The organism is Candidatus Hydrogenedentota bacterium (assembly GCA_019637335.1).
In the GTDB taxonomy this organism is placed as follows: domain Bacteria; phylum Hydrogenedentota; class Hydrogenedentia; order Hydrogenedentales; family JAEUWI01; genus JAEUWI01.
Genome location: JAHBVV010000006.1, coordinates 54,460 through 78,133, shown reverse-complemented (window position 1 = coordinate 78,133; position 23,674 = coordinate 54,460). Strand labels below are relative to the sequence as shown.

The window sequence follows — 23,674 nt, the reverse complement described above, 5'->3', positions numbered from 1 at the left end:
ACCCGTACGCTCCTGCGTACGAGCGTTGAACAGGATGCCCGTCTACGTTGTATGAACCGATTCTGTATCAATGATTGACCTCGTCCGCCGGTTGCGGATTGCCCAGAGTGTCCAAGTCACATGACAAAGTTCTGTTCCGCGGAGCGGAACGGTATCGCGTTACCACGGAGGACCGTGGTAACGAGAAGTGAATCTTGTTGCGGTGAGCGGAATGGCATGCGTTATCAAGATGGATCGTGGTAATAAGTGTACCGGCACGCGTAGGGGTCTCGCTATTCCCGTGCCCTCAGGCTGAAGTGTTTCATCTGGTATATGACGCGGCCGTCCACGATGAGGAAGCCATCGGCGTGGATGAGCCGGTTGGCGTCGTCGGCGCGGGTGATGACGGCTTCGACGGTGACCTCGTTGTCTTTGGGGATTACCTGGCCCCGGTAGATCCATTCGTGTTCCTCGCCGATGGCGATGGTCTCGAAGACGGCGTCAGGGCCGAGGTTCCACCGGCGCGCGGCGGCTACCTTGAGGAGCTGGAGGAAGGATTCGAGGCCGAGGGATCCGGGGCAGACGGGGTCCTCGTAGAAGTGGGCCTGGAAGAACCACTTTTCGGGGTCGACTTTCATCACGCCGCGGATGAAGCCGAGGCCCTGCGGACCGCCCTCGGGCGCAAAGGCGACGATGCGGTCGAGCATGCACCACTGTCCGTCGGGGAATGGGGCTTCGGCGGGATAGTCGAAGGGTGGGTTGGCGTTCTGTTCGGCGTCCGACGGGGTATAGCGTAGGGCCTCGCGAATGCCCACCTGATCGGCCAGTGCGGCTTCGGAGAAGAAGCCGAAGTAGGTCGTTCCCTCGTAAAGGCAGCCGGTGGCGCCGTGCACGGCCATGTCGTAGTGCTGGATGATCATGCCGCCGGAGGTGGACACGGCGGTCATTTTCACCTGGATGGTGATCGTGCCTGTTTCCGCGTCCACGGGCTGGCGCTGGATGGCCTTGCCGCCGAGGTTCCGGAATTTGAGGTCGGTCTCGCTTGTAAGGGCGGAACCGCAGTAGGCCGCGAGCCAGCCGCAGGGTTGCAGGGCGATTTCCAGGAGCACAGCGAAGGGCATTCCGGGCTGGCGGTTCGCGGTAAAGTACCACTCGCCGGGGGGGATGTCGTACTGGGCCTCAGCGGCGGCGCCGGCCTTGAGTTCGAAGGGTTCTCCGGTGACGTCGGTGATCCGATCGAGGAACTGGAAGGGCGGTCGCGGGAGGCGCGCGATTTTGCGGGGTTGTCCCGCGTCAAAGATGGCGTAGGGCGCGCCGAAGGCCTCCGAGGGGTTGCCCTGCGAGAAGGCGAGGATCTGTTCGAAGGTGTAGACGGGTGGCTTCGGTGCGCCGAAGTTCGGGGCGGCGCCGGCCCACAGCGCCTCAAGCCCTTCGCGGGTCTGGCCCTGGAGCTGAATGGACATGTTGTTGATGTCGACGATGGCTTTTCCGTCGGCGTACATGCGGGCGTCGGCGATGGCGTAGGGGGCGGGGCCGTAGCCTAATTCTTTGATGTTCACTTCGTAGGTGACGCGCTTCGTGGTCTCCAGAACCTGGCCGCGGCACTTGAGGCGACCGGTGACGCCCGGTTTCGGCTCCCAGTAGGCGGAATCTGCTTCGGCCACCCAGCCCATGCGCATGAGGTAGATCCGTAGCGTGTGCAGGCAGCACTCGAACATGAGGGTGCCCGGCATGACGCGGTCGTCCACGAAGTGGCAGGTGATAAACCAGTCGTCCGGGTGGATGTCCGCCTCGGCCACGATCTTCCCGAGGCCGTAGCGGCCGCCGCCCGGGGTCAGTTCGACCACGCGGTGGACGAGGTTCATGCGCCCGTCGGGGATGCGGACGGGGTTCTGGAGCGGGAGCCCGCGGAAGGCCTCGCCGAAGCAGCCGGCGAGGTTGCCGATGCGCAGGGCGTTTACCTGATCCTCGTTGTAGGCCGCGGATTGCATGGGGACGAGTTCGCGCCAGTCCGCGGGCAGCACGCCCTGGTTGTTTTCGCGGTCCAGGCGCGCGTCCACGACGCCCTGGCCCGCCGCGAGGTCTTCCTCGGTGAAGAATCCGGCGCACCCATTGCGCATGGACATGAGGGGCTTGCCCTCCACGGTCGCGTCGAACCAGAAGTGGAAGAACCAGGGGTTTCCGTGGCGGAAGAAGCGGTCGATGTGGATGTCGTAGCGGATAACCTGGCCCGCGACTGGCGTGTGGTCGTGGAAAGTGACCTCGGCGTCGAGGAGCCGGTACATCGCGAGGCCCTTCGTCTGGAAATCGATCCCCAGGTAGCCGGAGAGGAAGAGGTCGGCCTGGCCCGCTTCCACAGCGATACAGGTCGGGATATGGCCGCCGTCGAGGTACCAGCCGTTTGGCAGGACGTCGTGCTCCGTGACCACGCGGCCGGAACCCATGGAACCGGGCTCCCCTTCCAGCGCGGTGATGCGGTCGACGAGCATGAGCGGTTCGTCGGGCAGGCGCACGCGGGTGGGGTGGCGGTCGATTTCGGCGAAGCGCGGGCCGAGCATTTTGCCGATGGCGCCGATGGCGAATTCCATGCACTGGTCGCGATCGAAGACGAGGTCGGGCGCGGGTTGCGCCGGGGGGTTGGACTTAGTGGGCTCGGGGGCCGGGGTGGCTGCGGGTGCGGCCATGGCGTGGCGGATACCGGCGGCCAGGGTGTCCTGGAGCGCGCCGGCGAAGCGCAGGTATTGCGCGTGGGCGGCGGCGGTGGCGGCTTCCGCGGCCGAAACGCTGTCGAGCAGGGCGGAGGAGGCGCCGGCGGGCTGCGCCTGTGTCGTGGACAGAGTGGACGCAGTGGACAGAGTGGACTGGTTGGACGGGGTGACCTTCTGGGCTTTTTGGGGCATGGTTATGGGGATTTCGATCGGGCGCACCGCGACTGCCGTGGCTGCGGGCCGGGGCAATTCCGGGGCTGCGAAGGGCGCGCCGCCGACGGGCACGGTGACGGTGGGTTTGGTGTCGAGCGCGACGGGTTGTTCAGTTTCGGCGCTGTAGAGGGCGTCGAGATTGACCGGCATGCCCTCGGCGACGAGTTGCCCGAGCGCGCGCAGGACGAGGGATACCGCGCCGGCGCCATCGTGGCAGATAGGGCGCGCGAGGTGCGGCCTGTCCGCGAGAATGCGCTGGATCATGCGGCTGCACGAGTTGCCAGGCCCCATCTCCAGGAAGAAGCGGGCGCCGTGGTCCCAGGCGCCTTCAATGACGGCGGGGAAGTCGACGCCGTCGATGGCCTGGGCGAGGACGGAGTCGGCGGCGGATTCGCGGTTGACGGTGTAGGCCTTGCCCCAGGCCCCGCTGAAATATTCCACGCCCGGCGGCGGCGTGGTGGGGAAGAGGTGTAGGTCGCGGTATTCCCGCTCGACTTCCTTGACGATGTCGCAGTGGACGGTGGTGACGCCTTCGAGCGGAATGAACTGGCACTCTAACTTGGCGATGAGCTTTTCGACCGCTTTCCGGTTGCCGCCGATGACGGATTCCTGGAAGGTATTGGCGATCAGCGGGTAGACTTTTTTCCGGTTTTTGACCGCCTGCCGGGCGACCTTCATGGGGCGGTCGATGACGCCGAGCACCCAGTCGACCGTGTCCTGGCCGGGGAGTTTCCAGGCGCGGCGGGCGGCGTCGCATTCGCCCGCGAGTTCGTGGGTGAAGAGGCGGGAGCTGGCGATGCGTTCGAGCATGAGATCGCGGTCGCGCCAGGCGCGCAGCGCGAAGAGGCTGGCGGTTTCGCCGAGGCTGTAGCCGATTGCGATCTGCGGTTCGATGCCGAAGCCGCGCACGAGGTCGCTCACGGCCGTGCCCAGGGCGACCTGGCCGAAGATCATGGCCTTGTGGTTGCCATCGAGGCCGGGTGCGCCCTGGCGCCAGAAGACGTCGGGCTGGAACTGCTGGCGGAGGCAGTGGTTTTCCTTATCCTGCGCGCGCAAGACGCCGGGCCACTGGGCGAAGAGGTCGCGGCCCATTCCGGGGTAGTGGTTTCCGGAGCCGGGGAACACGAATGCGATTTTACCGGTTGCGCCGAGGGGATCCGGGCTGAAGAAGATACGGTCGCGCGCGACCACCTCGCGGGGCTGCGGGTGGCGTCCGCCGATGCCGGTTTCCGGCGCATTGCGCAAGTCCTGGCCGAGGATGCCGATTTGCTCGAGCAACTCCGATACGGATCGGGTCACCAGCGCGGCGGATCGGAGTCCGGCGCGCGATTCCACGGGGTTATTGCGCCACCAGTCGCGGGCGAGCCGCTCGATGGGCCGATCCTGGCCTCGTTGGGCGTGTTGTTTCAGGCGATCGAGGGCGTTGAGCAGGGCGGCGGTGTTTTCCCCCGTGACGATGAAGAGACCTTCCGCGCGCGGGCCGAGCGGCTGTTCGATCACGGGAAGCTGCTGCGCGGCGGCTTCCAGGATGACGTGGGTATACACGCCGCCGACGCCCAGCGTGGCGACACCCGCGCGCCGGGGACCCGCGGCGCGGTCGTGGAGCCAGTACTGGGGGGCGTCCGGCGCCCAGAGGCGGCTTGCGCCCTGGCGCAGGGCTTCGATGGGCTGGCGCACGTGGCGCAGGGGGGGCAGCATCTCGTGGTGCAAGCAAAGGGTGGCCTTGAGAACGCCGGCCAGACCCGCCGCGGCGCCCGTGTGGCCGATATCGTTCTTTGCGGCGCCCACGAGGCAATGCTGGATGTCTTCTTGCGGCCCGTCCCACGTCACCCGGCTGGCGAACGCGGCGGCTTCCATTGCGTCCTCCGCGGGCACGCCGCTGCCGTGGGTTTCGATGTAGCCCAGCGAACCCAGCGGGACATGGGCGTCAGCGGCGGCCCGATCCAGGGCCGCGCGGCAGGCTTCGGCGGAGAGGGGCGCATCCACACCGCCCGCCGCGGCGCTTCCGATGCCGCGAATGACGCCGTAGACGCGATCGCCATCCGCCTCGGCGTCGGCGAGGCGCTTCAGGACCAGGGCGGCCGCACCCTCGCCGAAGAGGCTTCCGTCGCTGCCCGCGGCGAACCCGGCTCCGTCGCCCGTCGGGGAGCAGGGGCTGTGGTGGTGCGCGCCGAGGATCGCGCGGACGTCGCCCGCGAGATCGACCGCGCCTGTGATGGCCTGCCGGATCTCGCCGCGCTGCAGGGCGCGCACGGCGCATTCCAGGGCGCGGATACCGGAGGCTTCTTCACCGGAGAGCGTGAAACTCGGGCCGCCGCAGCGGAGTTCGCGCGCGATGCGGCTGGCCACGACGCTCGCGAGGGCGCCCATCGTGCGGTTGGCGGTGAGTGCGGGTCCGAAGGCGTCGCGCAGCTGCTGTACGTACTGCGCTTCCGTTTCGGGGGCGGATCCGTCCGCCTTCCGCCAGGCGCGGGCCTCGTTGAGGAGGGACCAGCGCACATTGAAGTTTGTGGTGTTCAGGTCGAGGCCGAGGCCGATGTAGACGCCCGTCCACTCGTCGCCGTAGCCCGCGTTGCCGGCGTGTTCCCAGGCGTTGACGGCGACCTGGAGCATGAGCAACTGCTGCGGCAGCATTTCCTCGAGCTCTTTCGGGGGAATCTTGAAGCGGACGAGTCGGGACGTGACTTCGCCGATGCCCCAGCCGTGAAACCGGGTGCGGCTCAATCCCGCGCGGCGGAACCAGGCGCTTTGTTCGACGCCCCACCAATTGGCCGGGGCCGAAGGCGCGATGTCGGCGCCGCCGCCCAGCAGGCGCTCCCGGACGGCGTCCAGGCCCCGCCACGGCCCGAAGTGGGCGTCCAGGCCGACAATGGCGATGGGGCAGTCCGGGCCTTCGAGGGGTTCGATGACCGACTTCGGCGAGTCGGCGGGCGCGGTCCACTCTTCGACGAGTACGTGGGCGTTGATGCCGCCGAAGCCGAAAGCGCTTACGGCGGCGCGGCGCGGCGTTTCGGCCTCCCAAGGGGACGCTTCCCTGCGCACGACGAAAGGCGACGAATCCATTGCCCAGCTTGTGGGGGAATGGTCGTAGCTCGCGGTGGGGGGCAATTGCCGGTGGCGTATGGCCAGGAGCGTTTTCAGGAGCGCGGCGGACCCGGCGGCAGTGAGGGTGTGGCCGATATTCGACTTCACGGAACCGAGGGTGCACTGTTGCGGGTTCCATCCGGCATCGGTCCAGAGTTGCCTGAGACTCTCCACTTCCACCGCGTCGCCGACGGCGGTTCCCGTGGCGTGGCACTCGATGAGATCAACCGAGCGCGGGTCCCACCCGGCGGCTTCGTAGGCCGCGCGCATGGCGCGTAGCTGGCCCTCGGAGGTGGGGGCGAGCAAGCGGCCGCCCACGTCGTTGGAAAGGCCGATGCCGCGGATAACGCCGTGGATGGTGTTGCCGTCCGCGATGGCGTCATCGAGACGCTTGAGCACGAAGACGCCCGCGCCTTCGCCGACGACGAGACCGTCGCCCGCCTCGTCGAAAGGCGTGCAGACGCCCTTCGGGGACAGGGCGCGCAGCTGCGAGAAGCCCATCTGCGTGTAGAGTGGATCGGGGCGCGATACGCCGCCCGCGAGCATGACATCCGCGCGGCCGGATTGGAGTTCGTCGCAGGCGAGCTTGAGGGCATAGAGGGAAGAGGCGCAGGCGGCGTCGAGGGTGTAGGCGCCGCCGCCGAGTCCGAGGGCCTTCGCCAGGACGGCCGCGGGCAGGCCGGTGACGTAGCGGTTCAGCGGGTGCGGCATGGGCGCATCCGCGCTGGCTCCCCGCACTCTTTCCTCGAAGGTGCGTCCGAGGATCGCGCGGGCCAGGGCGGAGGACTGCTCCGTGGGCAGCGCGAGGTTGCCCAGGATGACGCCAGTGTGGGCGTGATCCCAGCCGCGCGCGCCGGCATCGCGGAAGGCGGCCTGGCCCGCGTACAGGAGGACCTGGTACATGGGGTCGAGGGCGCGGGCGAGCGCCGGGTCCAGATCGAGATCGCCGAAGTCGAGCGGGATGTCCCCTTCAATGAAGCAGCCGCGCTTCGAATATACCTTGTCGGCCTTGCCTTTTTCCGGGTCGAAGGCGTCGTCCGGATCGAGGAGCCAGCGCCCGGGCGGCACGTCGCGCGCGGAGGCCCTGGCGGAGACGATGTTCTGCCAGAAGGTTTCCAGATCGGGCGCGTCCGGGAAGATCCCGCCCATGCCGACGATTGCGATTGGTGGTTGTTTCATAGGATATGTAGGTTCCGCTCCGGGACTGCCGCGCCCGGAGTGCAATGTGTATTGGGCGGCTCGGTGGATCCCTGGGTCACCGATTCGATAACAGGTTCTTCTATGCCGCTCCGTTGGAGCTCTCTCGTTGGGAACCGTCAACCCAGGGCTCGCTTCGCTCGCGCCTGGGCCACGGCATGCCGCCACTACGTGGCTATACAGTCGGGCGCATTCCAGCGCGCGAGCTGTACTTGCGTCGTTTCGGATGACGGGACATGGTTTTGGACGACGGGACAGCCCCGGATGTTGGCGCCGGTCCTGCCGGGTTGTGGCGTTGTGATTTAGTTCGTTGTTATTGGCGCGCGTTGTGCGCCTGTTCCGTGGCAGTCCCTGCGGCGGCGCGGGTCCTGCCGGTTTAAGGCGTCGTGTCTTGGTTCCTTGTTACTGGTGCGTCTTGCTCGCTTGTTCCGTGGCAGTCCCTATAGTCTCAGGCGCATCCAGGGTGTTGTTCTGAAAGGCCTTGTTCAGGAATGAGCCCAGGGTACATTCGTAGCCGTCAATTCGCGCGATGAGTGCGCCGGACTTCGGGTCGACAAATTCGATATCGGCCGTGGCCTTCCGCTTGTTGTGTTCCGTGACCTGGACGAGGATGCGCGCGCCGTCCTGCGGGAATCGGGCCGCGTATTGACGGTAGCTGCCCAGATAGCTCGGCAGGCTGCCCACGCCGTACTGGCGGAAGGTCCAGAGGATCATCATCTGGAAGCTGCTGTCGAGAATGAGGGGGTCGGCGAGCCAGGTGTTGCGCAGCGGGCTGACAATCCACTCTTTCGGGGCCGGGGCGCGGCCCACGAGGGCCGCGATGATGTCGTTGGCGGCGCCGTCGACCGCGTGGAGCCCCTGGAAGGCCGGTCCGTGGAAGAGGTGGCCTCCCTCGTAGAGGCCACCGTTGTTGTAGGCCTTCTTCCGGAGATTCGCCGGCTTGATGCGGGCCTCCGCCGAGGGGAGGGCGTCCGCCAGGTGGATTTCCGCGGCGGCGTGCAGGATTTCCTTGTCGCCGCTCGGATTGCTCCGAAGCTCCACCGGGACCGCGTAGCCGTCCGGGGTGCGGAGCATGTCGCCCGTGCAGAGGGCGAGACGCACGCGTTCGTTCGCGTCGAGGGTGACGCCCTTGAAGACGCGCAGGCTGTCGAAACCGTGGAATCGGAGGCCGGGGTGGGCGTGGAGCGCGGTATGGGCGAACCATTCCGTGATCATGGCAACGGGGAGCACGGCCTTGTTGCTCAGGACGTGCGAGCGCAGAAAGGGAAAGGCTTCCACGCTCAGGTCGACCTCGATGGCGGGTTTCGCGGCGGGCGCGGCGGTCTTGCGGGCTGGCGCGGCGGGTTTCGGTATTTCGTTAAACTCGGGGATGGCGCCGCCCATCACCACCACCTCGACCGGACGCGGCGCGGGCTGGCGCAATTCGTCGACCAGGTAACGCGCGCCATCCTCCAGGCCAATGAGACCGACGCCCTCGGCCTTGAAAAGCCGGGCGAGATCGTCGGTGACCATGCCGCCGGCCCAGGGTCCCCAATTGACGGACAGGACGCGGCAGTCCGGGCGGGCCTGGGCCTCGCGGCGGGCGCACTTGTTGAGGGCCTCGTTGGCCGCGGCGTAGTCAACCTGGCCCTTTCGCCCGAATCGCCCCGTGGAGGAGGAGAAGCAGACGATGAAGCGCAGGTCATCCGAAGCGGCCCCGGCCAGAAGGGCGCGCAGGCCGTCGACCTTTGTCCCGTAGACGCGATCAAACTGTTCCGGGGTCTTGTCGGCGATGAGGCGGTCCGCCAGTACGCCGGCGCCGTGGACAATGCCGCGAATCGGGCCGTACTCGCCGCGGACTTCGTCCAGCAGATCCACGATGGCGTCGCGATCGCGGATATCGGCGGCGAAGTACTCCACGGCGGCTCCGGCGGCCTCCATGGCTTCGATATTGCGGAGCGCGGCGCGGTTACGGAGAATCGCGTTCAGGCGATCGCGCAATTCCTTCGGTTTCAGGGCGCCGCCGGCCTGTTGAATGAGGGCCTGCTGGATTTCCTGTTCGGATTGCAGCGGCTGGAGCCAGGCCTCCTCCGGGGCGGGGGCGTCGCTTCGGCCCAGGAGCACGAGGGTGGGTTTCCAGGCCCGCGCCATTGCGAGCGCGACGTCGGCCGTCACGCCGCGCGCGCCGCCGCTGATCACGACGACCTCGCCCAGCTGGACGGGGTCTGTTTCGGCGGTCGGTACGTCCAGCGGCTGGAGGCGCAGGGTGCAGAAGCGGTCCGGGGAGACGCCGATTTCGACCGGCCCTTCGGCGAGCATCGCTTCGACGAGGCGTTCCGGCGCGGTTCCGGCGGCGATGTCGAGCGCGCGGCCGTGGAGGCTGGGCCATTCCTGCGCGGCGGTCTTGAGGAGCCCCGCGAGCGCGCCGGATTCGGCGTTCTCACCGGCCTGGTTCAGACCGAAGGCGCCGTCGATCTGGGTGACCGTGGCGAGGAACGCGTTTTCGGCCCGCTGCATGTGCGCGCCGATCGCCTGAATCCAGTCGAAGGCCCGGGGGACATAGCCCTCGGGACAGGGGCCCGCCGGGGCGACGAGCACGAGTCCCACGGGGGTGTTGACGCCGGCGGAGGCGGGATCGCTGTCCCAGGGTACGGTGTGGGTGGTGAAACCCCGGGCATGCAGGGCGTCGGCCAGGGTGGCGTCGAGCGGATCCCCCGAGGCCACCAGCAGGACGGTCCCGTTCGCGGGCAGGGATGCAGGCGCGCCCAGTTCGAAGTCGAAAGCTTCGAGGGCGGCAACGGAGAGCGGGTCGCCCGCCGGGGCGGCGGCTGGCGCCGACGGAAGTTCCTGGGACGCGGACGGAGCGGCTGGCGCGCTGGCGCCCGTGCCGATGTAGGCCACAATATCGCCGAGGGTCTGGAACTGGCCGAGTTGGTCGGGTCCGAATTCCGGGATGTTCGGGAGTTTCTCCCGCAATGCGGAGAGGATCTCCACGCGCTTGATGGAGTCGATGCCGAGGTCGGCGTCGAGCGCCATGGTGAGTTCGAGCATGTCGGCCGGGTAGCCAGTCTTCTCCGCGATGGTGGCGAGGAGCGCGGCTTCTACCTGGCCGTTGTCAGGTGCCGGCGCGGACGGGGCCATCGAAGCGGACGCGGGTGCGGACGGTGCGCTGGCGGCGATGTAGGCCACGATGTCGCCGAGGGTGTGGAACTGGCCGAGTTGATCGGGGCCGAATTCCGGGGTGATCGGGAGTTTCTCCTTCAGGGCGGAGAGGATTTCCACGCGCTTGATAGAATCGATGCCGAGGTCCGCGTCGAGGGACATCGAGAGTTCGAGCATGTCGGAAGGGTAGCCGGTCTTCTCGTCGATCACTTGCAGCAGAGCCGTTTCGATCTGGCTGGTGTCGGCCCCGGCGGGCGCGGGGCGAAGATCGGACGGGGCCGGTGGCGCTGTTGCCGACGCGGTGTTCGCGCCGATGTAGGCCACAATGTCGCCGAGGCTGTGGAACTGGCCGAGCTGGTCGGGACCAAACTCGGGGGCCTCGGGGAGGCGTTCCTTCAGGGCGGAGAGGATTTCGACGCGTTTGATGGAATCGATGCCGAGGTCCGCGTCAAGGGCCATCGAGAGTTCGAGCATGTCGGCGGGATAGCCGGTCTTCTCCGCGATGGTGGCGAGCAGGGCGGCCTCGATGTGGCTGCTGTCGGCCGCGGTCGCGTTCGATGCCTGGGAGAGCGCGGAAGCGGAAGACGTGTTCGCGCCGATGTAGGAAACGATGTCGCCGAGGCTGTGGAACTGGCCTAACTGGTCGGGACCGAATTCGGGGGCCTCGGGGAGGCGTTCCTTCAGGGCGGAGAGGATTTCCACGCGCTTGATGGAGTCGATGCCCAGGTCCGCGTCGAGGGACATGGTGAGTTCCAGCATGTCGGCGGGGTAGCCGGTTTTTTCCGCGATCGTGGCGAGCAGGGCGGCCTCAATGCGGCTTGTATCCGCGACCACGGGGGCGGCGGACGGAATCGACTGGGCGGATGGCGCTTCGGGCGCGTGGGAGGGGACCGAGGCCGGAACGGTGGATGCGACGGGTGACGGGGGCGCCACCGGCACGGCTGGCGCGGGCGTGGTCCTGGCCGGCTGCGCGGGGCTTGCGGCGTCCGGCGTGTGGCCAAGCAGGAGCGCGCGGAAGGTCTCCATGGCGGCCTGCTGGCCCTCCAGGAACTGGCGGTGCAGTTCGGCGGTCTGCTGCTGCATGCGCTGCAGGGCGATCAGGTGCTGTTCCATGGGGTGGGACGACGCGGCGGGCGCAACGCTCTGCGGGGCCGGTGTCGGCGGTGTTTGGGATGCGGTACTTGAAGGCATGGGGTTGTCCGAGGGCTGGGCGTGGGCCGCCGCCTGCACGGCGGGGCGCGGCGCGGCCTTTGGTTTTTTTGCGCGCGGGGTGACATGGTTGGCGCCGCAGAGGGGCACGCTGAGTTTGGCTTTGGGGCGCAGCGCGGCCGGATCGATCCGGCAACCGTCGTTCCAGGCCGCCAGGTCCACGCGGTGGCCCAGGGCGGCGAGCTCCGCAAGGGCGCGCGCCAGGTCGGCAACGCCGTCGCGCTTGCCACCGGAACTGTCCACGGCCACGGCGCGGTGGGGCGTATCGTCGAGGATGGCGCCGATCAGGCCCGACATTCGCGACCCCGGCCCGATCTCGAAGAAGGTATGCACGCCGTCGTCACGCATGCGGCGGATCTGATCCACGAAGGCCACCGGCTTCGCCAGTTGCTCGGCGATCAGGACTTCCGCCGCCTCACGATCCGCCGGATAGGGCGCGGCGAGGGTGTTGGAATAGAGGGTGACGTCACCTTCGCGTAGATCCATCTTGCGCAGCGCGTCCAGGAAGGGGTCGCGGACGTGGGACACAAAGCGGCTATGGAAGGCCGCGGCGACGGGGAGAATCTTGGTCTGAACGCCGCGCGCGGCGAAGGCTTTGTCCGCGCGGGCGATGGCTTCCGTACCGCCCGCCAGCACCATCTGCTCCGGGGCGTTCTTGTTGGCGATGATAACGTCGTCGAGGTTTTCCTCGCGGATGATAGCCTCGGCGTCGGCCTCGAGCGCGCGGACGGCCATCATGGCGCCCTTGTCGCCCTCGCCCTGGCCCATGAGGGCGCCGCGCAGTTTGGAGAGTCGGTGAAAGGCGTCCTCATCGACCTTGCCCGAAGCGAGGAGGCCCACGATCTCGCCGTAGCTGTGTCCGGCGATGGCGTCGGGCGCGATACCGAAGCGCTCCACGACACGCAGGGCGCCCGCGCTGACGGTTCCGATGGCGGACGGGGCGACCGCGGTGGCCGTGAGGGCCTTCATCTGCTCCGCCTCGTCCTCCGGCGAGAACGCGGGCACGGGGTAGATGCGGTCGCTCAGGCGCGCAGTTTCGCCGCCGTAGACGGCATTGGCGCGCGCGAGCACATCGAGGAATTCCGGAAACTGGCACGCGAGATCGCGGAGCATGCCGGTGTATTGCGTGCCCTGGCCGGGAAAGACGAAGGCCAGCTTACCGGGGGCGGCGCCGTAACCAAAAAATATGCCGGTCGGGAGGGTCCAGGCGGCGCTGGTTCCCTTGCTTGCGAGGGTGGACTTCGCCTGCGCGATGAGCTTCCCGAGATCCGTTTCGTGTTGCTGCGCAACGATGAGCAAGCGGCACGGCGCGGCGGCGTCGAAATCCGCGCGAAGCTGACGTGCGGCGAGCTGCGCCTCGGCCCAGGACCCGTTCGCGGGGAAGGCGTCCAGCGCGCGGGAGAGATCGTCCGCGCCGGCGCCGGAAAACGCGAGCAATTCCACGGTCCCATCCCAGTCGGGGGCCGGCTTTTCCGCGCCGTGCTCTTCGAGGACGCAGTGGAAGTTGCTGCCGCCGAAGCCGAGGGCGCTGAGTGCCGCCCGGCGGGGGTGCGCCTCGCGCGGGAGCCAGGGACGCAGGGTGGTGTTGACGTAGAACGGCGTCTGGGCTTCGCGGAGGGGCGCCAGGGGTTGCTTCACCTTGATGGTGGGGGGGAGCACCTTGTTGTAGAGCGCCAGGGTGGCTTTGATCAGGGCGGCGGAACCCGCGGCGGCCTTGGTGTGGCCGATTTGCGACTTCACGGAGCCGATGGCGCACCAGGGGCCGGTTTCGGAGGCGCCGTAGACCTGGGAGAGCGCGCTGATCTCGACCGCGTCGCCCTTGGCGGTTCCGGTGCCGTGCGCCTCGACCAGTTCGATGGTGTGCGGGTCGATCTGGGCCTGTTCGTAGGCGCGCCGGAGGGCTTTCACCTGGCCGGGCGCGCTCGGGGCGTAGATGGCGTCGCCCTTGCCGTCGCTGGAGGCGCCAATGCCCTTGATGACGGCGTAGATGCGGTCGTTGTCGCGCTCGGCGTCGGCCAGGCGCTTCAACACCACCATGCCGAGTCCTTCGCCGAGGATGGTGCCATCGCCATTCGCGTCGAAGGGCTTTGCGTCGCCCGTGGGCGAAAGGGCGGGCGTCTTGCTGAAGCACATGAACATGAAGATGTCGTTGAAGGTGTCCACGCCGCCCGAGAGGACGACATCGCTCTTGCCGGATTGGAGCTCCAGCATCGCGAGGTGGACCGCGCTCAGGGAGCTGGCGCACGCGGCGTCCACGACGCAGTTCGTGCCGCCGAGGTTGAGGTGCTTGGTGATGCGGCCGGCGACCACGTTGCCCAGAAGACCGGGGAACGAGGCTTCCTGCCAGGGGACGTACTGATCCGCCATGCGGCCGAGGACATCTTCTATTGTTTCTCGGTCGAGGCCGGCATCGGTCATGGCCTCGCGCCACTTCGGGTGACCCAGGCGCGCGCCGAGGGGAATGACCAGTTCGAGGGCGCCCGTGACGCCGAGTACGACGCTGACGCGGTCGCGATCGAAGTCGAGGTCCTTGCCATAGCCCGCATCCTGGAGGGCGCGCTCGGCGGCCACCATGCCCAGGAGCTGCGCGGTGTCGGTGGCTTCCAGCGTGTTGGGGGGCATGCCGTAGTCGAGCGGATTGAAGTCGATGGGCTCCAGGAAGCCGCCGCGCCTGCCATAGGTGAAGTCGGGGCGTTTGGGGTCGGCGTCGTAGTAGTCTTCGGGCCGCCAGTGCGTCTCGGGGGTTTCGATAATGGCGTCCACACCGTGCTTGATGTTCGCCCAGAAGGCGCCCAGGTGGTTGGCCCTTGGGAAGAGGCAGCCCAGGCCCACGATCGCGATATCCGCGGGGGCGGGGGAATTTGGACGGGTTGTCACTGTACTACTTCCTCCAGTTGGGAACGGTCCAGGGGCCGGTATTGCCCGCATACGCTTGGGAGGGGCACGCCCTGGCTCGTGAGGCTGGTGTATCGCTGGACTACCGCCGCGCCGTGGAGAATATTCAGCACAACCGTGGCGACTTCGCGGCGTTTCGGGTCTTCAAGAAAGGAGCCGCGCACCCACTCGTTAAACGCGCCCATGGCGGGGCCGCACCAGACCTGGTAATCGATTTTGCGGGAGGCATCGCCGCGATTGGCCCAGATGGAAGCCTGGCCGAGATAGGAACGGAAAAGGAGCGCCATCTTGTGGCGTGGGTCCTGTTCGGCGCGGACCAACTGCTTCGGATCGCGTTCGGCGAAGAACGCCTTTGTCGAAGCCCACTCCTCCGCGATGCTCTTGCGGAAATACTGCTTCTCGAGTTTATCGCGCTCGGCGACGGGCAATTCTTCGATGCTCTTGTGGTGCCGGTAGAGCTCGTAGAGTTTCGCGGCGCGCATGCTGAACATTGTCCCGCGCTTGAGGACCTGCACTTCGACGCCCATTTCGAACATGTCGGCGGCGGGCGCCATGGCGGTGTCGGCCTGTTCGGCTTCGGCGAGCATCTGGCGCACGATGTCGGACGAGCCGCTTTCGACGCAGGCCTGGTTCACGGTGCCGGTCACCACGAAGGCCGCGCCCATGGCGAATGCGGCGGCGGCGGCGTGGGGGGTGGAAATGCCGCCGGCCAGGCCGACGCGCGGTGCTTTGGCGTAGGCATATTCCGCCTGGATGCGGTCACGCAGGGCGATCATGGCGGGGAGCAGGGCGATTGCGGGGCGGTTGTCCGTGTGGCCGCCGGAATCCGCTTCCGCGGTGAGATCGTCGCACATGGGAATGCGCGCGGCCAGTTGCGCCTGGCGTCCCGTGATGTGTCCCGCCGCCACGAGCTTTTCCAAAATGGCGAAGGGCGGGGGAGAAAGGAACTTGGTCGCCACTTCGACGCGCGAGACCTTCGCGATGAGACGGTTCGGCGTTACGACGGCGCCGTTTTCGTCCTCGTGGATGCCGTGAACGCGATAGCGGACCACGTGGGGCGTCAGGTCGAGAAAGGCGGAAGCCTCGGCGAGTCGGACGCCTTTGTCGAGGTAAAGTTGCACTACGGCGGCTTCGAGGTCCTGCTCATTGGGGCTGTGGATGAGATTGCAGCCGAAGGGGAGGTCGCCGAGGGTGGTCTGGAGGCGATCGATGGCCTGCGTGACGCGATCCAGGGCGAGGCCGGCGGCCCCGAAGATGCCCAGGAGGCCGGCGTTCGCGAGGGCTTCCACGAGTTCTTCGGAGGCGATGCCGTTGGCCATGGCGCCGCCGTAGTAGGCGAATTTCACGCCGTAGTCGTAACGGAAGGTTGGATCGCCCAGCTGCGCGGCGCGCACGGGCAGGCCCAGGGCCACGGCGGGCAGGGCGTCACCGTTCAGACCGGGATCCGGCAGGGAGCGAGTGGCGGCCAGGGCGCCATCGGGCAGGCGCACGAGGACGAAAGGGCGCGCGGTGTCCTGAAGGAGCGCGGTGAATTCGGGGGCGGCCAGGGGGAGCGTGGGGGCATCCGCGGGCACACCGCCCCAGTGGGCGCCCGTTTGCCGGGACGCTTCGGTTTTCTCCTGGGTAATCAGCGGCATCCAGAATCTCACAAGCTGGCCGACGCCAGGCGGCTCGGTAACGTACTGTTGCAAAATGGCTTATGGGTGTATTGGGCGGGCATTGCGGGCCGTTCCAGCAATCACCCCGTTCGGCGCGCGGCCGGTGCGCGTCGTCGAACTCGAATTCGCCTCATGACAAAGTTCGTTATCATAGCACCGATCGGCGTAAGAAGGCCAGTCGCATGGGCTTGCAGGAGGGGAGCCAGGTGGGGGCGGGTGGTGTTGATGGGGAGGGATGGAAGCGCTCGTGTGGGGTGGTATTGGCTGGGGTGGGTTGGGGTTTCGTTTTCGTCGATGGCCGGGTCTCCTGTGTTGACGCGGCGGGGTCTGGGCGACACGGGCCGGGACGTACCCCCGCGCTATGGCGGCTGACCATTGGGCCGGGGGGATCGGTTTGACGCGGGGTTCGCTTTGTTGTGCGTCGCTTCGGTGCGGCGGTACGTCCCTTGTTGGGCCATCACGTGGCGCGGGTGGGGTGGATTAGGGGGGGCGGTGTTGTGTGAGTCGGGGCGGTTTCTGTCGCGGGAATGCCCGCGATCCTTTGGTGGTGATGGGGGTGGATGTTGTATTTGCCAACAGACCTGGAAACGGGGCCTAATAGGGGTATTCGGAATGCGCCGTGGGGTTCGGCGTGGCGCCTGCCCCTGGAGCGTATTTTCGTTCATTTCATCATCAGGGAGAGCACCAGCCATGAAGAGCAACCGCCCATCGACCCGCCGGCAGTTTATGCAGGCTTCCATCGCATCCACCGCGGCCCTTTCCATGCCCGCGATCGTGCCGTCGCAGGTGCTGGCCCAGACGGCCGGCGTCGCGCCGAGCGAGAAGATCACCCTCGGGGTCATCGGCTGCGGGTCGCGGTGCCGCTATGTCCTTAACGGCATGCTGACCCTGCCGGATGTGCATTGCGTGGCGCTGGCGGATGTTCAACAGCGCCGTCGCGAGGGGGGCAAGGCGCTTGTGGACAAACTGCAGGGCAACAGCGACTGCCAGCTCCATACCGACTTTCGCGATGTGCTTGCGCGGGACGATATTGACGCGGTGCTCATCGCGACGGGGGATCGATGGCACGCGCACGCCTCGATGATGGCGGCGGAGGCGGGCAAGGATGTGTACAGTGAAAAGCCGTGCGCGATTACGATCGGGCTGTGCCAGGAAGTTGCGGAGACGTTCAAGCGGACGGGGCGGATTTTTCAGGCGGGCACGCAGCGTCGCAGCGTGGCGAACTTCCGGCAGGCGGTGGAAATCGCGCATTCCGGCGCGCTCGGGAAATTGCAGACGATGTACGCGTCGGTTTACACGCCCAGCTATCTGACCGAGTGGTTGCCGGGCGAGCCGACGCCGGCGAAGGAGGAGGCGGACTGGAACATGTGGCTTGGGCCCGCGCCGTGGCGGCTGTACAACAGCGAATACGTGAAGGGGGGATGGCGCGGCTATTACGATTTTGATTCCGGGTCGCGGTTGCTGGACTGGGGCGCGCATACGGTGGATCTGTGCCAGTGGGCAAACCAGGCGGACGATACCATGCCGGTGGAGTACATTCCGGAAGAAAAGAAGATCACGGCGCGCTACGAGAATGGCGTGGAGGTGATCCTGGACTTCCTGGAAACGCCGTTTGGCGTGCGTCCGGGGTGGATCCAGAAGCTGGGGACCTGCCCGGTCCGGTTTGTGGGTGACGCGGGCTGGGTGGAGACGGGGGACACCGGCGGCATCGAAGTGGGCCCGGACGCGCTTAAGGCCGGGTTTGCGGACCTCCCGGAAGCCAGCACGAGTCAGGAGATCGGCGAGCACCCCGGCCTGGATGTGGTGGCGCATGCGCGGAACTTCATCGATTGCGTGAAATCGCGCCAGCCCACGGTGACCAATCCGGAGGTGATGCGGCATTCGCATATTGCGTGTCACGCGGCGGCGCTGGCGTGGTTGCTGAAGCGTCCACTGAAGTTTGATCCCGCGACGGAATCGTTTATCGGCGATGACGAGGCCAATGGGCTGCGCCACCGTCCGGCGCGGGACTGGAACGCGTAAGGAGATTTCATTGACAGGCGGAACGCGCCACGGCGCGATCGGGCGCCCGGAAGCGGACGGAATTGGCCGGGCGCGGGCGTGCACGGTGGCGGCCCTTGTGCTAGAATCACGGGATTCCCCCTTAAACAATCTCGCGAAAGGCCCTTTATGGAACGCGAAGCGCGTATAGCCCTGCTTATCGACTGTGACAATGTGAGCCACCAGGCCATCGATGGCGTGTTGAACGAACTGGCGAACTACGGCGTGGTGAACATCCGGCGCGCGTACGGGAACTGGAAGAATTCCGAGCTGAAGGGCTGGGAGGAGGCGTTGCACCCGTTCGCGATCCAGCCCATCCAGCAATTCGCGTACACCAAGGGCAAGAATGCGACGGACGCGGCGATGATCATTGACGCGATGGACCTGCTGTATACCCAGGAGCTGGACGGCATTGCGCTGATGACGAGCGACAGCGATTTTACGCCGCTGGTGATGCGGCTGAAGACGAGCGGGCTCAAGGTGTATGGATTCGGCGCGACGAAGACGCCCGAGTCGCTGGTGAACGCGTGTTCCCGGTTCATCAATACCGATAAGTTGATCGCGGAGAAGGAGGAGGCGGAGAACGGCGGCGCGGTGGACCCGATTTTCAAGAAGAAGATGCGGAAGGAATTGCGGCAGGACGCGGGGCTGGTGAAGATGTTGCGGAACGCGGTGGAGGAGAAGGCGGACGAGGACGGGTGGTCCAATTTTTCGCAGGTGAACCACTACATTAACAACAACACGTCGTTTTCCTCGATCAACTACGGCTATAAGCGGCTGAGCGATCTAATCCGGGAGACGGGGCTCTTCGACATCGAGATGCGCAATAACAACAGCGCGATGTACCTGCGGAGGAGGGCGTGAGCGCGCGCGGGCGTGATTTCTCGGCCGCGCGGGCGTGGGCGCGCCGCCGGGGGCGTTTCGCCGCGCGCGTTTTCGGGCTGCCGCCATGACCCACGACCCGGAGCATTCTCCGAAAGGCCAGCCGCCGGAATCGCATGGCGGGGAGGAGGCGGCCGCGGGGCCGCCGGAGCGCGGGGAGAGCGAGCTGTACACGGTTCGCGTCACGCCGGACCGGATGGCGGTTCTGATAGACGCGAACACGGCGGGCCAGGAGCTGGAGGTGCTTGCGGAGGCGATCGCGCGGCAGCTGGTGCGGTATCGCGTCCGCCGCCCGCCGAAGCAGGACGCGATTGTCGCCTGGCTGCGCGAGCACACGGCGGATTCACCCGTAATAACGGGGGTTGCGCTGTTGCGGGGCACACCGCCCGTGTATCCGGTAGATGGCCGCATTGAATGGGGCGGCGACTACTTCAATACGGGATTTGTGGTGGACGAGGTGACGGGGCGGGTGAACTTCCGGCAGCGGGCGGGGGAGCGCGAGGTGTGCGAGGGCCAGCGGCTGGCCACGGTGATCCCGCCGATCGAGGGCAAGAATGGGATGGACGTGACCGGGGCGGTGGTGCGCGTCCGGAAGCCGCGCGCGCAGCGCATCCGGATGGGCTCCCATGTGCGGGAAGATGCCGGGACGGCCAGCTACTACGCCACGTGCGATGGCCGCTTCCGGTGGAACAACGGGCTCCTTTCCGTTGACGAAGTGTACGAAATCAAGGGGGACATCGGGCTGGAGACGGGCAATGTGTCGCACCCGGGCGCGGTGGTGGTGCACCGGGACATCCAGGAGGGGTCGCGGCTGGAGGCGAAGGGGGACGTGGAGGTGATGGGATCGGTGAACCGCGCGCACATCCAGACCACGGGCATGCTGATCGTGCGTGGCGGGATAACGGGGGGTGAAGGGGTCCGTGTCGTGGCGTCTGGGGGCGTCCGAGCCAAGTACATACTGGAGGCGGACGTGACCTCGAATGGGGACATCGTGGTGGAGAAGGAGGTCATGCACGCGAACATCTCGACGCTGGGGGCGGTGCTCATACCGCAGGGGCGCGTTATCGGCGGCCGGGTCATCGCGCGGGGCGGGATCGATGTGGGGCAGGCCGGTTCCACCGCCTCCGCCGCGACACACCTGATCGCGGGTGAGGATTACACCATTGAGGGGCAATTGGCGATACTCCGGGCGCGGCTTGCGCACCAGCGGGGCAATCTGGAGAAGATCCAGAAGACCTTCGCCGGCGTGCGCGGCAAGACACACACCCTTCCGGAGAGCGCCAGGCAGGCGATCCGGCTGCTATCGGCGCGGATACCCGCGATACAGGCGTCGATACAGGCGATCAAGGCGGAAATCGACGAGGTTCGCGCCAACTCGCTGCGGGACACCAACCCGGTGATTCTGATTCGCCGCCGGCTGTACTCGGACACCTATTTGACGGTCGACGGAGAGACCTGCCATGTGCAGGAGGAAGTGCCGGGGCCGGTGCGCCCGCTGGTGCGGGATGGGCGATCGCGGATCGTCCCGACGAACCTTCGGACGATCAAGGCCCCGGCGCAAGAGGGGGCCGGGGAGGAAAAAGGCGCCGGCGGGAGTGGCGGGGTCCCGCCGAAAAGGAAAAACCCCTGAGTTCCAGGGGTTTGGGAGTTCATGGCGGAGAGAGAGGGATTCGAACCCTCGGTACGATTTTGTCGCACAACGCCTTAGCAGGGCGCCACCTTCGGCCACTCGGTCATCTCTCCAACGGGGCATGGCGCAAGCGCCATCGCTGTAAGAAGATACCACGATACGGCCGCGCGGTGCAACCTTTGCGCGGCGTTGGAGACTACTTCCGGTTTGGCCGGGGCGGTCTGGCTGGGGTAAAATGCGCGGTTTGGAAGGGAATGTTCCCGTAGACAGGAAGGAGGCGCACTATGGATCTGCCCGATCCTATCGCCCAGGCCGTACAACCCCTGTTCGATGCGCTGCCGCTCGACGAGGCGATGACCGAATTGGCGCCCCGGAAGGGCGCGCCGGATGAACTGAAGGCGATTGTGCGCAAAATAATAAAAGAACCGCCAATTGCGGAGAATCTTCCGTTGCAGTCGGCGCTTTGGCTCTACATCGACGAGCTCGACCTCAGCCACGAGATCAGCCAGACGCTGAAGGACGATACGGGTTCGTACTGGCACGGGATTATGCACCGTCGCGAGGGCGATTTTTCGAACAGCCACTACTGGTTTAACCGGGCGGGCCAACATCCAGCGATGGCGGCGTTGCCGGGCTATGACGGGCACGCGCTGGTGGACGAGGTGGCGGCGGCGCGGCCGGCGAATCCGCGGGATGTGGTGCGCAAGCAACAGGAAGAGTGGGCCAATCTCTTTGCCTGGTGCGCGAACCAGTGACCACAAGGGGAATGGATGGGGTCTCGGCGTTGTTCTTTCTTTATGAGGTCAATGACCTGTAATTTTCGTTATTTTTTAGCCGTCTGAAGTAGTCACCCTCGTCGCACCCAACGGTGGCGGCTCTCGGTGACCGAACACCGTCATCCCCACAAAAGTGGGGATCCAGAGAACATGCAACGTTAACCTTGCAAACCCTCTGGATTCCCGCCTTCGCGGGAATGACGAAGACATCCCGTGTAAGTAAGGCATCTCTCGTATCGGCGAACGCCTTACTTCAGACGGCTAGAGTATTACTAATTCTCCAATGTACCGGAGGTAATTTCCATGCCATCCTGGTTTTCCAAGGTGTTTAATACGGATGCCGACGAGGCGCCGGCGGCGGTTTCGGATGCCGTCGCCGAGCTGGACGACGATGAGCCGATGCCGGCGCCGCGCCGCGTGGTGAGCGCGCCGGTGATCGCGGCGGAAGGCGGATCTCGCGTGCCCGGCGACCAGATCGCCATCAAGGCGCGGCTTGAACCGCGCGCGAACGCGTGTATCCTGCTAGTTGACCGCCCGCTGCTTACGCGGATGTCGTTCTGGGCGCCGGAGGCGGACACGGCGTATGCCGCGTCGCCGCTGGCGGCGTCCCTGTTTGATCTGGGCGGTATCGGCACGGTGCTTATCCACGACATGACGGTGACGGTGACGCGGGATGGAAGCGATTTCAGCCCGTGGGAGGAATTCGCGAAGAAGGTGGCGGAACAGATCCGCGCGCACCTCCAGAGCGGTCTGCCGGTGCTGGATCCGGCGTACCAGGACTCGATTCCGAGTGAAGACGAGATCCGCACGCGGCTGCAACGGGTCATCGACGAGGAGATCAATCCCGGGATTGCGTCGCACTCGGGGGTAATCACCCTCAACCGCGTGACGGGCAACACGGCGTACATCACGATGGGCGGCGGCTGCCAGGGCTGCGCGGCGTCGACGATCACGCTGCGATCCGGCGTGGAAGGGGCGTTCCGGCAGGCGGTCCCCGAACTCGGGGCGCTGCTCGACGAGACCGATCACCTGTCGGGCACGAATCCGTATTTCAGTGAACTACCCGCCGGGATGGGGATGTAGGCGATGCCGCGACTCGATACGTTTCACGTGGTGCTCCGGACCGGCGAGGCGGGTCCGGGCGGCGTTCCCCAATACACCATCAACGGCTTCCCGCTGGACTTTGACGAGCAGAAGGGCGGGACGGGCCCGGGCGAGACGCTGGAGGCGACGGGGCATCCCCAGAGCTTCCCGCACACGCTCATTCTCAGCGGCCCGGAATCGGGCGACTGGGAGATCCTGGGCGGGGAAATCCGCTACCAGTGCGACGGCGAAGAATCCTACACGATCCGGCTTGGCGCGGTCACGCTGGATGATCGCGCCGACCTGAACCTGTGGTACGCCCGGCCGCCGAAGGTATTCGACGTCTGAGCGCGCAACCCGACAAGGAGGAACCCATGCTGGATGGATGTGAAGTGCTTGCCGCGAAGGATTGCGTTCCCTGCAAGGGCGGCGTTCCGCCGCTGAAGGGGCATGAACTGCACACCTACCATGCGCAACTCGGCAGCGACTGGCGCCTGGTGGAGGAACACCACCTGGAGAAGGAATACCAATTCAAGAATTTCCAGGAGGCACTCGATTTTACCAATCGGGTGGGCTATGTTGCGGAGGCGGCGAACCATCACCCGGACATTCTGACGGCGTGGGGCAAGGTGGTGGTGACGATCTGGACCCACAAGATAGACGGGCTCACCGAGAGCGACTTCGTGTTTGCGGCGAAGGTAGAAAAAGCGTACGAAGATGCCGTGTAGCGATATTACCGAGATCATGGACGTGACGGTGGATGGCCGCGATTGCCTGGTGGACTACCATTTTCGCAAGCGCACGTGCGGCCAGGGGGTGGGGGTGGAGAGCCTGTTGCTTGGCGCGTTCCAGGGCATGCCGGCGGAGGACCTGCTGGGCATTACGCCGGAAGTTTTTCTCGAATCGTGGCCCGTGGAGGATCCGCTGGAGGAATTTCTCGGGCTGAAGCACCTGATCGCGATCCAGTCGGCGCTGGCGGTGTTGCTGGGCCGGGAAAGCGGCGGTCCGGGGGAGATTTGCGCGGCGGCGGAGGTCAGTTGCGATGGGGACGCCACGACGATCACGGCGCGGATCGCCGTCGATCTCGTGACGGAGAAGATCAAATCGTGTGGGGGCTGCAAGGGCTGCGGAACCTCCCGCAAGGCGCGAAAGATGGTGGTCTTCAACTAGCGGGCGCCC

Annotated in this window: 11 protein-coding genes and 1 tRNA gene; 8 read left to right on the top strand and 4 right to left on the bottom strand. The window is 66.4% G+C overall.

The annotated features are described in order from the left end of the window. Window positions 1-272: 272 nt before the first annotated feature. The 3 genes from KF886_09305 to KF886_09295 form a co-directional block, all read right to left on the bottom strand. Complete coding sequence (locus KF886_09305; GenBank protein ID MBX3177545.1) at window positions 273-7,163, bottom strand: type I polyketide synthase; 6,891 nt, start codon at window positions 7,161-7,163, stop codon at window positions 273-275. 420 nt (window positions 7,164-7,583) lie between these two features. After that, complete coding sequence (locus KF886_09300) at window positions 7,584-14,459, bottom strand: SDR family NAD(P)-dependent oxidoreductase (protein MBX3177544.1); 6,876 nt, start codon at window positions 14,457-14,459, stop codon at window positions 7,584-7,586. Continuing rightward, the gene (locus KF886_09295) at window positions 14,405-16,063 is read right to left on the bottom strand and encodes a PfaD family polyunsaturated fatty acid/polyketide biosynthesis protein (GenBank protein ID MBX3177543.1); all 1,659 of its coding nucleotides are present in this window, start codon (window positions 16,061-16,063) and stop codon (window positions 14,405-14,407) included. Before KF886_09295 ends, KF886_09300 begins: the two co-directional genes overlap by 55 nt. A gap of 711 nt (window positions 16,064-16,774) precedes the next feature. Between KF886_09295 and KF886_09290 the strand changes: the two genes are divergently transcribed. From KF886_09290 to KF886_09280, 3 genes are all read left to right on the top strand, one after another. Beyond that, window positions 16,775-18,106, top strand: a complete 1,332-nt coding sequence (locus KF886_09290; GenBank protein ID MBX3177542.1) for a Gfo/Idh/MocA family oxidoreductase — start codon at window positions 16,775-16,777, stop codon at window positions 18,104-18,106. Window positions 18,107-18,253: 147 nt separating this feature from the next. After that, complete coding sequence (locus KF886_09285) at window positions 18,254-18,988, top strand: NYN domain-containing protein (protein ID MBX3177541.1); 735 nt, start codon at window positions 18,254-18,256, stop codon at window positions 18,986-18,988. 85 nt (window positions 18,989-19,073) lie between these two features. Further along, window positions 19,074-20,636, top strand: coding sequence for a DUF342 domain-containing protein (locus KF886_09280; protein MBX3177540.1), 1,563 nt, complete (start codon window positions 19,074-19,076; stop codon window positions 20,634-20,636). Window positions 20,637-20,658: 22 nt separating this feature from the next. On the opposite strand, the gene KF886_09275 is transcribed toward KF886_09280, so the two are convergent. Next, window positions 20,659-20,749 (bottom strand) — tRNA-Ser (locus KF886_09275). A gap of 171 nt (window positions 20,750-20,920) precedes the next feature. Between KF886_09275 and KF886_09270 the strand changes: the two genes are divergently transcribed. From KF886_09270 to KF886_09250, 5 genes are all read left to right on the top strand, one after another. After that, window positions 20,921-21,391 carry a hypothetical protein gene (locus tag KF886_09270; GenBank protein ID MBX3177539.1) on the top strand — a complete coding sequence of 157 codons (471 nt, stop codon included), beginning with the start codon at window positions 20,921-20,923 and terminating at the stop codon, window positions 21,389-21,391. Between the two features lie 324 nt (window positions 21,392-21,715). Further along, window positions 21,716-22,495: a NifU family protein gene (locus KF886_09265; protein MBX3177538.1), complete on the top strand. Its 780-nt coding sequence runs from the start codon at window positions 21,716-21,718 to the stop codon at window positions 22,493-22,495. Between the two features lie 3 nt (window positions 22,496-22,498). Then, window positions 22,499-22,843, top strand: a complete 345-nt coding sequence (locus KF886_09260; protein ID MBX3177537.1) for a hypothetical protein — start codon at window positions 22,499-22,501, stop codon at window positions 22,841-22,843. A 26-nt stretch (window positions 22,844-22,869) separates the two neighbouring features. After that, a complete protein-coding gene (locus KF886_09255) occupies window positions 22,870-23,223 on the top strand; it encodes a 4a-hydroxytetrahydrobiopterin dehydratase (protein ID MBX3177536.1) in 354 nt (117 codons plus the stop codon). Further along, on the top strand, window positions 23,213-23,665 hold the full coding sequence (locus KF886_09250) for a hypothetical protein (GenBank protein MBX3177535.1): 453 nt from the start codon (window positions 23,213-23,215) through the stop codon (window positions 23,663-23,665). Before KF886_09255 ends, KF886_09250 begins: the two co-directional genes overlap by 11 nt. Window positions 23,666-23,674: the final 9 nt, after the last annotated feature.

What these genes read in the sequence shown, in the direction of transcription:
- KF886_09265 (MBX3177538.1), top strand. Translation starts at nt 21,716, where the DNA reads ATGCCATCCTGGTTTTCCAAGGTGTTTAATACGGATGCCGACGAGGCG.
- KF886_09260 (MBX3177537.1), top strand. Translation starts at nt 22,499, where the DNA reads ATGCCGCGACTCGATACGTTTCACGTGGTGCTCCGGACCGGCGAGGCG.
- KF886_09250 (MBX3177535.1), top strand. Translation starts at nt 23,213, where the DNA reads ATGCCGTGTAGCGATATTACCGAGATCATGGACGTGACGGTGGATGGC.
- KF886_09280 (MBX3177540.1), top strand. Translation starts at nt 19,074, where the DNA reads ATGACCCACGACCCGGAGCATTCTCCGAAAGGCCAGCCGCCGGAATCG.
- KF886_09290 (MBX3177542.1), top strand. Translation starts at nt 16,775, where the DNA reads ATGAAGAGCAACCGCCCATCGACCCGCCGGCAGTTTATGCAGGCTTCC.
- KF886_09285 (MBX3177541.1), top strand. Translation starts at nt 18,254, where the DNA reads ATGGAACGCGAAGCGCGTATAGCCCTGCTTATCGACTGTGACAATGTG.
- KF886_09255 (MBX3177536.1), top strand. Translation starts at nt 22,870, where the DNA reads ATGCTGGATGGATGTGAAGTGCTTGCCGCGAAGGATTGCGTTCCCTGC.
- KF886_09270 (MBX3177539.1), top strand. Translation starts at nt 20,921, where the DNA reads ATGGATCTGCCCGATCCTATCGCCCAGGCCGTACAACCCCTGTTCGAT.
- KF886_09295 (MBX3177543.1), bottom strand. Translation starts at nt 16,063, where the DNA reads ATGCCGCTGATTACCCAGGAGAAAACCGAAGCGTCCCGGCAAACGGGC.
- KF886_09305 (MBX3177545.1), bottom strand. Translation starts at nt 7,163, where the DNA reads ATGAAACAACCACCAATCGCAATCGTCGGCATGGGCGGGATCTTCCCG.
- KF886_09300 (MBX3177544.1), bottom strand. Translation starts at nt 14,459, where the DNA reads ATGCGGGCAATACCGGCCCCTGGACCGTTCCCAACTGGAGGAAGTAGT.